Source organism: Streptomyces sp. NPDC059248 (assembly GCF_042753905.1).
Lineage (GTDB): Bacteria > Actinomycetota > Actinomycetes > Streptomycetales > Streptomycetaceae > Streptomyces.
The window spans coordinates 1-12,017 of the sequence record NZ_JBHYZV010000006.1; the positions used below are offsets into that span (position 1 = coordinate 1).

General features: G+C 72.0%; 8 protein-coding genes. 5 read left to right on the plus strand and 3 right to left on the minus strand.

The features are described 5' to 3' along the window. Positions 1 to 172: 172 nt before the first annotated feature. Together ACFXG1_RS04155 and ACFXG1_RS04160 are read left to right on the plus strand one after the other, a co-directional pair. The gene (locus tag ACFXG1_RS04155) at positions 173 to 1,405 is read left to right on the plus strand and encodes a sensor histidine kinase (protein ID WP_384715267.1); all 1,233 of its coding nucleotides are present in this window, start codon (positions 173 to 175) and stop codon (positions 1,403 to 1,405) included. Positions 1,406 to 1,485: 80 nt separating this feature from the next. Further along, entirely contained in the window at positions 1,486 to 2,148 is a 663-nt protein-coding gene (locus tag ACFXG1_RS04160; RefSeq protein WP_384715264.1) for a response regulator, read from the plus strand. A 173-nt stretch (positions 2,149 to 2,321) separates the two neighbouring features. Here ACFXG1_RS04160 and ACFXG1_RS04165 read toward each other — a convergent pair whose 3' ends face one another. Both ACFXG1_RS04165 and ACFXG1_RS04170 read right to left on the minus strand, forming a co-directional pair. Further along, on the minus strand, positions 2,322 to 3,050 hold the full coding sequence (locus ACFXG1_RS04165) for a response regulator (protein ID WP_384715261.1): 729 nt from the start codon (positions 3,048 to 3,050) through the stop codon (positions 2,322 to 2,324). Beyond that, positions 3,047 to 4,717: an ATP-binding protein gene (locus ACFXG1_RS04170; RefSeq protein ID WP_384715258.1), complete on the minus strand. Its 1,671-nt coding sequence runs from the start codon at positions 4,715 to 4,717 to the stop codon at positions 3,047 to 3,049. Before ACFXG1_RS04170 ends, ACFXG1_RS04165 begins: the two co-directional genes overlap by 4 nt. A gap of 386 nt (positions 4,718 to 5,103) precedes the next feature. Between ACFXG1_RS04170 and ACFXG1_RS04175 the strand changes: the two genes are divergently transcribed. Next, positions 5,104 to 6,288, plus strand: a complete 1,185-nt coding sequence (locus ACFXG1_RS04175; protein WP_384715255.1) for a CobW family GTP-binding protein — start codon at positions 5,104 to 5,106, stop codon at positions 6,286 to 6,288. Between the two features lie 72 nt (positions 6,289 to 6,360). On the opposite strand, the gene ACFXG1_RS04180 is transcribed toward ACFXG1_RS04175, so the two are convergent. Continuing rightward, positions 6,361 to 8,811, minus strand: coding sequence for a DNA topoisomerase (ATP-hydrolyzing) subunit A (locus tag ACFXG1_RS04180; RefSeq protein ID WP_384740847.1), 2,451 nt, complete (start codon positions 8,809 to 8,811; stop codon positions 6,361 to 6,363). Positions 8,812 to 9,135: 324 nt separating this feature from the next. Between ACFXG1_RS04180 and ACFXG1_RS04185 the strand changes: the two genes are divergently transcribed. Beyond that, on the plus strand, positions 9,136 to 10,488 hold the full coding sequence (locus tag ACFXG1_RS04185; protein ID WP_384740972.1) for a M16 family metallopeptidase: 1,353 nt from the start codon (positions 9,136 to 9,138) through the stop codon (positions 10,486 to 10,488). A 26-nt stretch (positions 10,489 to 10,514) separates the two neighbouring features. Next, positions 10,515 to 11,882, plus strand: a complete 1,368-nt coding sequence (locus ACFXG1_RS04190; protein ID WP_384720707.1) for a M16 family metallopeptidase — start codon at positions 10,515 to 10,517, stop codon at positions 11,880 to 11,882. Positions 11,883 to 12,017 lie beyond the last annotated feature (135 nt).

Genomic DNA, 12,017 nt, shown 5'->3' on the forward strand with positions numbered 1-12,017 from the left:
GGTACCCTCCCGGCGCCACCTGCCGGACGCATGGTCGAGGGCGCCGACCGGTGAGGCCGCGCCCACCCGGGGGTGGAGTCGAGAACTCCACCCCCGAGCTGATTTCCCGGTCCGGACCCGCTCCGTAGCATCGAAGCGACGGAAGGGGGACGTCGTGTCGACCGTGAAAGTCATGAGGTGGCCCGGGCGGGAGGCGCTGTCCGAGCTGGGGGTGCCGCGCACACAGATCGTGCTCGACGTCGTGCTGCTGGGGGCGCTCGCGACATGGGCGCTCTCCAGCGCCTACGCCTCCGGGCGTCTCCACGGCTGGTGGCTCATCTTCCCCGTGTTCGCGCTGCTGGTGGGCGGGGGCACCGGGATTCTTCTGCGCCGGACGACCCGGGATCGGAAGCTGGTGGCGTCCGCCGGGCTGATAGGCGTCCTGGGAGCCATGGGCTGGGCCTCGCACGGAGTGGGGGCGGACGTCATGGCGGCGCTGATGTGGATATCCGGGGCAGCCCTGGCGCTGGAGCGGCTGCCGCTGCTGATCGGACTTCTGGGAGCCGTGCCCCTCGCGTCGTCCTTCGCCGCTCAGGTGCCGGAGGCCGATGCGCTGGGGACCGCGATCACCATGGCGGGGATCCTGTTCGGCGGGTGCGCCCTGCGGCTCGACGCCCAGGCGCGGGGAGCGGGGTTCCGGTTGCTGGCCCAGGAGCGGGCGGCGCGGGAGGCCGAGGCGGTCTCGGCGGCGCTCGCCGAACGGGCTCGGATAGCCCGTGAGATCCACGATGTCCTCGCGCACAGCCTCTCCGCGCAGCTCGTTCATCTGGAGGCCGCGCGCATCCAGATCCAACGGGGGCCGGCGGGCGCCTTCCGCGACGAGATACTCGACCGGGTGACAGCGGCCCGGGGCATGGCCCGCAACGGTCTGGCGGAGACCCGGCAGGCACTGTCGGCGCTCCGGGGCGAGCTGACTCCGGTGGAGGAGTATCTGCGGGAGATCGCCGCGGAGGACGGGGCGGACACCCTGGTCACGGGGGAGCGGCTGGCGATGGCTCCCGAGGTCTCGCAGGCCGTTCGGCGGGTGGCACAGGAGGCGCTGACCAATGCGCGCAAACACGCTCCCGGCGGGCGGGTAAGGCTGCTGCTCGCCTATGAGGGGAGTGGGGTGCGGCTGGAGGTGCGGGACTCGGGGCCGACTGTCCACAGCGGGGAGCTGAGCCGATCGGGTTCCGGCTACGGTCTGCTGGGGATGCGGGAACGGGCGGAGTTGCTCGGCGGCACCCTGGAAGCGGGGCCCGAAGGGGCCGGGTTCGCGGTGCGGTTGAGGGTGCCGGTCTGTACCGACGACGCTCTGATGGAGCATGAGGCGCGGATCGGCGCGCCGGAAGGGGCGGGGGCGTGGAGGGTAGCGCCGGGATGGTGACGGGGGACGGGGCCGGAGTCGGGGCCGATCGGGGAGGTGGTGATGGCGGTGGTGATAGCGGTGGCGGTGGTTCGGAGACGATGCGGGTAGTTGTCGCCGATGACCAGGCCGTGGTCCGTGAGGGGATCGTGATGCTGTTGGGGCTGCTGCCGGGGATCGAGGTCGTCGGGGCGGCGAGAGACGGGGACGAGGCCGTCGCGTTGGTGGCCGGACTGGCCCCCGATGCCGTGTTGATGGATCTGCGGATGCCGCGCTGTGGCGGAGTGGAGGCGACTCGCCGGATTCGGGAGGAGTATCCCGGCACCCAGGTGGTGGTGCTGACGACCTATGCCGATGACGATTCGCTCTTTCCCGCGCTGCGGGCCGGCGCCCGGGGGTATTTGACCAAGGACGCCGGGGGCGAGGAGATCGTCCGGGCCATCCGGGATGTGGTGGCCGGGCGGGCGGGCCTCTCGCCGGAAGTGCAGCAGCGGTTGCTGGAACGGGTGACCGCGGCGCCGGAGCCCTCGGCGCCGACGTTGCCGGACGGTCTCACCGGGCGTGAGGGCGAGGTGCTGGCGCTGATCGCGGACGGGCTCAACAATACGGAGATCGCGCGACGGCTGTTCATCTCCACGGCCACGGTGAAGACCCATATCAACAACCTCTTTGCCAAAGCGGACCTCCACGACCGGGCACAGGCGGTCCGCTACGCCTACCGGACGGGGCTGGTCCGCCCCCCGGAGGCCGAGGTCCGGCCTTAGGCCGAGTCCGCAAAGGAGCGCCGTTCGGCCGTAGGGCGGGGCCCGCGGCTCTCCAGTCCGGTGGCTGGGGGTGTCCCCGGTGTGTGCGTCTCCCCCGTGCCCGAAGGGGCTGCGGGGGAGAATGCGGGGGCCGGGTGCCGGGCGGGACTTTGCGGATATGGCCCAGGGCCTGGTCAGGTGCCGGGGGACCAGAGGTAGCGGTGTTCCGGGCGGCCGGTCTCGCCGTATTTGAGGCTCAGCCGGACCCGCTCGGTGCGTTCCAGTAGCTTCAGATAGCGCTGGGCGGTCTGGCGGCTGATCCCGGCCTCGTCGGCGATCTCCTGGGTGGAGAGGGGAGTGTCGGCGGTTAGCAGAACCTGCCGTACCACCTCGGCCGTGGTGCGGGAGTGGCCCTTGGGGAGGTCGGGGGCGACGGCTCCGGCGGAGAGCGCGCCGAAGATCCGGTCCACCTCGGCCTGTTCCGCCTCACCGCCGCGGCGCAGGGCGCGACGGAGTCCGGCGTAGGCCTCCAGCTTGGTGCGGAGGCCCGCGAAGTTGAACGGTTTCACCAGATATTGGAGGGCGCCATGACGCATCGCGGCCTGGACGGTGGCCACATCACGAGCCGCCGTCACCATGATCACATCGGTATGGCGGCCGAGCCGGCGGAGTTCGCGGACGACCGCGAGCCCATTGCCGTCCGGGAGGTAGTGGTCCATCAGGACCAGATCGACCGGGGCGTCGGTGATGGCCGCTACGGCCTCGGCAGCCGAATGCGCGGTCGCGGCGACCCGGAAGCCGGGCACCTTGGCGACATAGGCGGCGTTGATCCCGGCGACCCGGATGTCGTCGTCGACGACGAGGACGTCGATGGTGCCCTCGCCGGTACCCGGCCCGGTTGCGGTGGTGGTCGTGCCGGTCATCGCACCTCCCCGGCAATGGCGTGGGTGGGTTCCCCCGACTCCTCGGGGTCGCTCAGTTCGGACAGGGCTTCCGGGAGCACCACGATGAACTCGGCGCCGCCTCCCGGTGCTTCCCGGACCTCCGTACGGCCGCCCTGTCGCTCCGCGAGTCTGCGCACCATGGCCAGGCCCAGACCTCGTTTGCCGTGGACGGGGAGCTCCTTGGTGGACCAGCCCTCGGTGAAGATCAGTTCCCGGCGCTCAGGCGGAATCCCCGGCCCGCTGTCGGTGATCCGCAGCACGGCCGTGCTCCCCTCGGCGTACAGCTCGACCTCGATCCAGGCGTCTTCGGAGCCGGCGGCGGCGTCCATCGCGTTGTCCACGAGATTGCCGACCACCGTGACCATCTCGCGCGGCTCCACGACTCGGTCGGGCAGCAGGGTCTCCGGGGCGATGCTGAGGGACACACCGCGTTCGGCGGCCACCGTCGCCTTGCCGACCAGCAGCGACGCCACCAGCGGATCGTGCACCTTCTCGGTGACCTGTTCCGCGGTGGCCCGGTGCACGCCGACGACCTCGTTCACAAACTCCACCGCCTCGTCGTGCATCTCCAGTTCCAGCAGTCCCAGCAGGGTGTGCATTCGGTTGGCGTGTTCATGGTCCTGGGCTCGCATGGCGTCGATCAGGCCCCGGGTGGAGTCCAGTTCGCGGCCGAGGCGCTCCAGCTCGGTACGGTCGCGGAGGGTGGCGACGGCGCCGCCGTCGTCGGTCGGCATCCGGTTGGCGATCAGTACCCGGTGGCCCCGTACGGTCACCAGATCCACTCCGGTGACCCGGCCGGTGAGGACGTCGACGGTCCGGCCCTCGCCCAGGACCTGCTCCAGCGGCAGGCCCTTGCCGTCGGAAGCCAGCCCGAGGAGGCGCTGCGCCTCGTCGTTCATCAGCCGTACCCGGCCGGAGGCGTCCAGCGCCACCACGCCCTCACGGATGCCGTGCAGCATCGCCTCGCGTTCGGCGAGCAGGGCCGAGATATCGGAGAACGCAAGATCGTGGGTCTGCCGCTGGAGCCTGCGGGAGATCAGATAGGCGGCGATGGCACCGGCGGCCAGCGCCCCGCCCGCGTAGGCCACGAGCCCGGGGATCGCCGAGAACAGACGGTCGCGCACGCTGTCGTACTCGATGCCGACCGATACGGCGCCGATGATCTGGCCGTCGGAGTCCCGCAGTGGGACCTTGCCGCGGGCCGAGCGGCCGAGCGTACCGCTGTCGATTTCCATCACCTCGCGCCCGGCGAGCGGGGCGCTGGGGTCGGTGGAGACGACATAGCCGATCTCCTCGCGGGAGGTGTGCGACCAGCGGACCCCGCTGAGCCCCATGACCACGATGTATTCGGCGCCGGTGGCCTTGCGGATTCGTTCCGCCTCGGCCTGGACCGGACCGTCGGGGGTGGGGCGGCTGGTGGTGAGCAGCTCCGCGATATCCGGGGACGCGGTGGTCTGGGCGATGGCGAGCGCCCGCCGCATCGCCTGGTCGTCCAGCTGGGCGCTGAGCGGGGCCAGGAAGAGGCCCGTGGCCAGGATGGTGACACCGGTGGCGATCAGTAGCTGCATCAGCAGGACCTGCGAAAACACCCGCTGGGGCCAGCCGAGGCGGCGCCGGCGAGGCGGCGGGGGCAGGTCGGTGCTCATGGAAAGAAACGGTACGGGGCGCGGGGCTTTTCCGGAAACGTCACCCCGCGTCACCGGTCCGGGCCCCGTGGTGGCCGAAATCCGGGGCTGTCCCGCCTCCTATGCTGGGCGGGCCGCGTCTCGTGCCCGTACGGCAGGCCGTCCGGGCCGTGGAGGACCGCGGGAGACGACGCCGGTACGAAGCGGGGGCCGGGTGATGCCCGTTCCCCTGACGAGACCGGCAAGACCGGCAAGAACCGGTGAGAAGACTGACGAGACCGTCCCGGCTCCGGAACGGAGCGGGAGAAAGCGCAGGTGACCGGCGCGTGAGCCCGATCGATCCGAGTCGTACGGCCGACCCCGCAACCGCGGAGCTCTCGGAGTCCCAGGGAGCCCCGGCGGCTCCGGTGGCTTCGTTCCGGGGGACGGGGGCGATTCCCGTCCTGGTGCTCGCCGGGTTTCTGGGCTCGGGGAAGACGACCCTCCTCAACCATCTGCTGCGCAGCTCCCGGGGGACCAGGATCGGGGCGATCGTCAACGACTTCGGCTCGATCGAGATCGATGCCATGACCGTCGCCGGTCAGCTCGGGGACTCCACGGTGTCCCTGGGCAATGGCTGTCTGTGCTGCGCGGTCGACGCGACCGAGCTGGATGTCTTCCTCGACCGGCTCACCCGGCCCGAGGCCCGGCTCGATGTGATCGTGATCGAGGCCAGTGGGCTCGCGGAGCCCCAGGAGCTGGTCAGGATGCTGCTCGCCAGCGACAACGAGCGGATCGTGTACGGCGGTCTCGTGGAGGTCGTGGACGCGGCCGAGTACCCGGCGACCCGGGAGCGGCATCCGGAGATCGACCGCCATCTGGGCGTCGCCGATCTGGTGGTCCTCAACAAGACCGACCGGGTCGGGGGCGAGGAGCTGGGACGACTGCGGTCCGCGATCGGCGCCCGGCTCGGGCGCGGGGCCGCCGTGGTGGAAGCGGTGCACGGACGGGTCGATCCGGAGCTGTTCTTCGAGCGCCGGCCGGCCGCCGAGCGGGTCGGACAGCTCGCCTTCGACGACCTCCTGGAGGCCGGCCATGAAGAGGCCGGTCACGACAGTGGTGGACACGACAGTGGCGGGCACGGGACGCATCTGCATGCCGCCTATGAGGCACTCGCCTTCACCGCGCGTGAGCCGATGCATCCCCGTCGGCTGCTGGACCTGCTCGACTCCCGCCCCGAGGGCCTCTACCGGATCAAGGGGTTCGTGGACTTCGGGCCCGCCGACCCGGGGCATCGGTACGGCGTCCATGCCGTGGGGCGCTTTCTGCGGTTCTCCCCGGAGCCCTGGCCCCGGGGGGAGGAGCGGCTGACCCAGCTGGTGCTCATCGGCTCCGGTATCGACGGCCCCGCACTGGAGCGGGGCCTCGACGCCGCCCGGCGGACGCCCATGGACACGGCCCCCGACGAGACGAGCATGTGGGGCGTGCTGCGCTACGTGCCGGGCCCGGTGGAGCCCGCGTACGACGAGGAGCCGCCGGAGGAGTCCGCCGGCGTGTTTTCCGGGTCCTTCGAGTCCCCCGATTCCTTCGACCTCGCGTACGAGCAGGGCTGAGGCGACCCTTCCGTACGGCCCGGGGCCCGGGGGCGGAGATCCCGTTGGATCACCGCCCCCGGCGCCGGTGGGTCAGCGGGGCGGGCCCGCGAGGAAGGCGATCGCCGATTCGGCCGGGGTGCCCGAGCCGTCGCGGCGCGGGTCCGGCTCCGGCAGGTCGGCGGGAGCGCCGTTCTTCAGGGCGGCGAGCGTCGGGGCGCCGCCCGCCCAGGCCAGCAGCAGGACGTCCTCGCCCTTCAGGAACCGCTGGCAGCGGACCCCGCCCGTCGCCCGGCCCTTGCGGGGGTACTGGTCGAACGGGGTCAGCTTGACCGTGGTGTACGAGTCGTCCAGCGCGCCGGTCGATCCGGCGGCCGTGAACACCACCGCGTCGGCGGCCGGGTCCACGGCGGCGAAGGAGATCACCCGCGCGTCGCCGCCCAGCTTGATTCCGGCCATACCGCCCGCCGCCCGGCCCTGCGGACGGACCTGCGACGCCTGGAAACGCAGCAGCTGGGCGTCGGAGGTGATGAAGACCAGGTCCTCGTCGCCGGTGCGCAGCTCCGTGCCGCCGACGATCCGGTCGCCGTCCTTGAGGGCCATCACCTCCAGCTCGTCCTTGTTCGCCGGATAGTCCGGGACGACCCGCTTGACCACGCCCTGGAGGGTGCCGAGCGCCAGGCCCGGCGAGTCCTCCGCCAGCGTCGTCAGACAGATCACGCCCTCCCCGGTCTCCAGCGACAGGAACTCGGCGAGGGGCGCGCCGCCCGACAGGTTCGGCGCGGCCGCGGTCGGCGGAAGCTGAGGCAGATCGATCACGGCGAGCCGCAGCAGCCGTCCGGCGGAGGTCACCACGCCCACATCGCCCCGCGCGGTCGCCGGGACCGAGGAGACGATCAGATCGTGCTTGGCGCGCTTCCCGCCGGGCTCCGGGAGCGCGTCGCCGGTGGGGGTCCTGGCCAGCAGGCCCGTCGACGACAGCAGCACGCGGCACGGGTCGTCCGCGACCTCCAGCGGCACCGCGGTGAGCGGCACGGCCGCCGACTCCAGCAGGACCGTCCGCCGCTCGGTGCCGTACTTCTTCGCCACGGCCGCCAGTTCGGCGGAGACCAGCTTGCGCAGCTCGGCGTCGGACTCCAGGATCCGGGTCAGCTCCTCGATCTCGGCCGTCAGCCGGTCCCGCTCGCTCTCCAGCTCGATCCGGTCGAACTTGGTGAGCCGCCGCAGCGGGGTGTCGAGGATGTACTGCGTCTGGATGTCGGAGAGGGAGAACCGCGCCATCAGGCGCTCCTTGGCCTGGGCCGAGTTCTCACTGGAGCGGATCAGCCGGATGACCTCGTCGATGTCGACCAGGGCGACCAGCAGGCCCTCCACCAGGTGCAGCCGGTCCCGCCGCTTGCTCCGGCGGAACTCGCTGCGCCGCCGCACCACGGTGAAGCGGTGGTCGAGATAGACCTCCAGCAGCTCCTTCAGGCCCAGCGTCAGGGGCTGGCCGTCGACCAGCGCCACATTGTTGATACCGAAGGACTCCTCCATCGGCGTCAGCTTGTAGAGCTGTTCGAGGACGGCCTCCGGGACGAAACCGTTCTTGATCTCGATCACCAGCCGCAGCCCGTGGGAGCGGTCCGTGAGGTCCTTGACGTCGGCGATCCCCTGGAGCTTCTTGGCGTTCACCAGATCCTTGATCTTGGCGATCACCTTCTCCGGGCCGACGGTGAACGGCAGTTCGGTGACGATCAGGCCCTTGCGCCGGGGAGTGACGTCCTCCACGGTCGCGGTGGCCCGGATCTTGAACGTGCCGCGGCCGTTCTCGTAGGCGTCCCGGATGCCCGCCAGGCCCACGATCCGGCCGCCGGTCGGCAGATCGGGCCCGGGGACGTACCGCATCAGGGTCTCCAGGTCGGCGCCCGGATAGCGGATCAGATGGCGGGCCGCGGCCACGACCTCGGCCAGATTGTGCGGCGGCATGTTCGTCGCCATCCCGACCGCGATCCCGGACGCGCCGTTGACCAGCAGATTGGGGTACGCGGCCGGGAGCGTGGCGGGCTCCCGTTCCTGCCCGTCGTAGTTCGGGGCGAAGTCGACGGTGTCCTCGTCGATGGACTCCGTCATCAGGGACGCGGCGTCGGCCATCCGGCACTCGGTGTACCGCATGGCGGCCGGGGGGTCGTCGTTGCCGAGGGAACCGAAGTTTCCGTGGCCGTCGACCAGGGGGAGCCGCATGGAGAACGGCTGTGCCATCCGGACCAGCGCGTCGTAGATCGACTGGTCTCCGTGGGGGTGGAGCCGGCCCATCACGTCGCCGACGACACGGGCGCACTTGACGTAGCCGCGGTCCGGGCGGAGCCCCATCTCGTTCATCTGGAACACGATGCGGCGCTGGACCGGCTTCATGCCGTCCCGGGCGTCGGGGAGGGCACGGGAGTAGATGACCGAGTACGCGTACTCGAGGAAGGAGCCCTGCATCTCGTCGACGACGTCGATGTCGAGGATCCGCTCCTCGAAATCATCGGGCGGCGGGGTTTTGGTGCTGCGGCGGGCCATCGCGGCTCCTGCTCCTTCACGGCCGGGCGGGGTCTGACGCCGACCATTGTGGACCGTGGCACCGACAACCCCGACCACCACCCGGGAACACGCCCGCGCCGAACGGCCCCGCCGGGTGGGCCGGAGCACCCGCCGGACCACTCGTCGGCGAGCCGCCGGAGCGGCTACCGGGCGCGCCCCGGGGCACGCCCGCGCACTCAGACTTCGCCCAGCGCGAACCCCGAACCAACCGGGAACTTCGCCAGGTGTCAGCCCGCTTGCATACAGTGGCAGTCCCGGGGGGACCAGCAGAAAAGCATCGCGATCGAAGGGACGTACATGCCCATGGGTCACACGGCCACAGCACAGGCCGGTTCGGGCGGCCTGACAGCGACGGAGCACCGCCTGGCCAACGGTCTGCGCGTGGTGCTCTCCGAGGACCATCTGACCCCGGTCGCCGCGGTCTGTCTCTGGTACGACGTGGGCTCGCGCCACGAGGTGGAGGGCCGTACCGGCCTCGCCCACCTCTTCGAGCACCTGATGTTCCAGGGGTCGCAGCAGGTGCAGGGGAACGGTCATTTCGAACTGGTGCAGGGCGCGGGTGGCTCCCTCAACGGCACCACCAGCTTCGAGCGCACCAACTACTTCGAGACGATGCCCGCCCACGAGCTGGAGCTGGCGCTCTGGCTGGAGGCCGACCGGATGGGCTCCCTGCTGGCCGCCCTCGACGACGAGTCGATGGAGAACCAGCGGGACGTGGTGAAGAACGAGCGCCGCCAGCGGTACGACAACGTTCCGTACGGCACCGCGTTCGAGCGGCTCACGGCCCTCGCCTACCCGGAGGGCCACCCGTACCACCACACGCCCATCGGTTCCATGGCCGATCTGGACGCGGCGACCCTGGAGGACGCCCGCGCCTTCTTCCGTACCTACTACGCGCCGAACAACGCGGTGCTGTCGGTCGTCGGGGACATCGACCCCGAGCGGACCCTGGCCTGGGTGGAGAAGTACTTCGGCTCCATCCCCGCCCACGACGGCAAGCAGCCGCCGCGCGACGGCACCCTGCCGGACGTCATGGGGCGGCAGCTCCGCGAGGTGATCGAGGAGGAGGTGCCGGCCCGCGCCCTGATGGCCGCCTACCGGCTGCCGCACGACGGCACCCGTGAGTGCGACGCCGTCGACGTGGCGCTCACCGTGCTCGGCGGCGGCGAGTCGTCCCGGCTGCACAACCGCCTGGTGCGGCGGGACCAGACCGCCGTGGCGGCCGGGTTCGGGCTGCTGCGGCTGGCCGGGGCGCCGTCCCTGGGCTGGCTGGACGTGAAGACGTCCGGCGGGGTCGAGGTGGCGCAGATCGAGGAAGCCGTCGACGAGGAGCTGGCCCGGTTCGCCGCGGAGGGCCCCACGCCGGAGGAGATGGAGCGGGCCCAGGCCCAGCTGGAGCGCGAGTGGCTGGACCGGCTCGGCACGGTCGCGGGACGCGCCGACGAACTCTGCCGGTACGCGGTGCTGTTCGGCGACCCCCAGCTGGCGCTGAGCGCCGTCGGGCGGGTGCTCTCCGTCACCGCCGACGAGGTACGGGAGATCGCCGCCGCCCGGCTGCGCCCGGACAACCGGGCCGTGCTGGTGTACGAGCCCGTGCCCGGTGCCGACGTGGAGAACGAGACCGACAACGACGCAGAAGAGGGGGCGGACCAGTGACCGACGCCACCGAGCCGCTGACCACGATGGACTTCCACCCCCGGCCCGCGTCCGGGGACCCCACCCCGTGGGCGTTCCCCGCCCCCGACCGCGGCACGCTCCCCAACGGGCTGACCGTGCTCCGCTGTCACCGTCCCGGCCAGCAGGTCGTGGCCGTGGAGATCAACCTCGACGCCCCGCTCGGCGCGGAGCCCGAGGGCCTCGACGGCATCGCCACGATCATGGCGCGCGCCCTGTCCGAGGGGACCGGCAAGCGGTCCGCCGAGGAGTTCGCGGCCGAGCTGGAGCGCTGCGGCGCCACCCTCGACGCGCACGCCGACCACCCCGGCGTCCGGGTGTCCCTGGAGGTGCCGGTCTCGCGGCTGCCGAAGGCCCTCGGGCTGCTCGCCGAGGCGCTGCGCGAGCCCGCCTTCGACGACGGCGAGGTCAAGCGGCTGGTGCGCAACCGGCTCGACGAGATCCCGCACGAGACGGCCAACCCGGGCCGCCGCGCGGCCAAGGAGCTGTACCGGCGGCTCTTTCCGGCCGGGCTGCGGATGTCCCGTCCCCGGCAGGGGACGGAGGAGACGGTGGCGCGGATCGACTCCGCCGCCGTCCGGGCGTTCTACCAGGCCCATGTCCGGCCCGCGACGGCCACGGCGGTCGTCGTCGGCGATCTGACCGGGGTCGATCTGGACGCCGTGCTCGCCGACACCCTCGGCGCCTGGCAGGGCGACACGGCCGAGCCCCTGGCCCGTGCGGAGATCAGCGCCGACGACACCGGCCGGGTCTTCGTCGTGGACCGGCCGGGCGCGGTCCAGACCCAGCTGCTCATCGGCCGGATCGGGGCCGACCGGCACGACCGGGTGTGGCCGGCGCAGGTGCTCGGCACGTACTGCCTCGGCGGCACCCTCACCTCCCGGCTGGACCGGGTGCTGCGGGAGGAGAAGGGGTACACGTACGGCGTCCGGGCCTTCGCCCAGGTGCTCTGCTCCGCCCCCGACGGCTCGGGCGCGGCCCTGCTGGGCATCAGCGGCTCCGTGGACACGCCCAACACCGGTCCGGCGCTGGCCGATCTGTGGACGGTGCTGCGGACGCTCGCGGCCGAGGGGCTGACGGACGCCGAGCGCGACGTCGCCGTGCAGAACCTGGTCGGGGTCGCGCCGCTGCGGTACGAGACGGCCGCGTCGGTCGCGGGCACGCTCGCCGACCAGGTCGAGCAGCACCTCCCGGACGACTTCCAGGGGGAGTTGTACGCCCGGCTGGCGCAGACCGGCACGGTGGAGGCCACGGCGGCGGTCGTCAGTGCCTTCCCCGTGGACCGGCTGGTGACCGTCCTGGTCGGGGACGCGGCGGCGATCGAGGAGCCCGTGCGGGCGCTGGGCATCGGCGAAGTCACCGTCGTCAAGGGCTGAACCGGCCGGCCCCAACACGGGGATCCGGACACGGATACGCCACCGGGCCTGGGTTCCCCACCCCCAGGGGCGGGGACCCAGCCCCGGGGGGTGGTATCGGGGGGGGGCGTGCGGGCGGGGGCCGCGGACCCCCGC

What these genes read in the sequence shown, in the direction of transcription:
- ACFXG1_RS04180 (WP_384740847.1), bottom strand. Translation starts at nt 8,811, where the DNA reads ATGGCCCGCCGCAGCACCAAAACCCCGCCGCCCGATGATTTCGAGGAG.
- ACFXG1_RS04190 (WP_384720707.1), top strand. Translation starts at nt 10,515, where the DNA reads ATGGACTTCCACCCCCGGCCCGCGTCCGGGGACCCCACCCCGTGGGCG.
- ACFXG1_RS04155 (WP_384715267.1), top strand. Translation starts at nt 173, where the DNA reads ATGAGGTGGCCCGGGCGGGAGGCGCTGTCCGAGCTGGGGGTGCCGCGC.
- ACFXG1_RS04170 (WP_384715258.1), bottom strand. Translation starts at nt 4,717, where the DNA reads ATGAGCACCGACCTGCCCCCGCCGCCTCGCCGGCGCCGCCTCGGCTGG.
- ACFXG1_RS04165 (WP_384715261.1), bottom strand. Translation starts at nt 3,050, where the DNA reads ATGACCGGCACGACCACCACCGCAACCGGGCCGGGTACCGGCGAGGGC.
- ACFXG1_RS04160 (WP_384715264.1), top strand. Translation starts at nt 1,486, where the DNA reads ATGCGGGTAGTTGTCGCCGATGACCAGGCCGTGGTCCGTGAGGGGATC.
- ACFXG1_RS04185 (WP_384740972.1), top strand. Translation starts at nt 9,136, where the DNA reads ATGGGTCACACGGCCACAGCACAGGCCGGTTCGGGCGGCCTGACAGCG.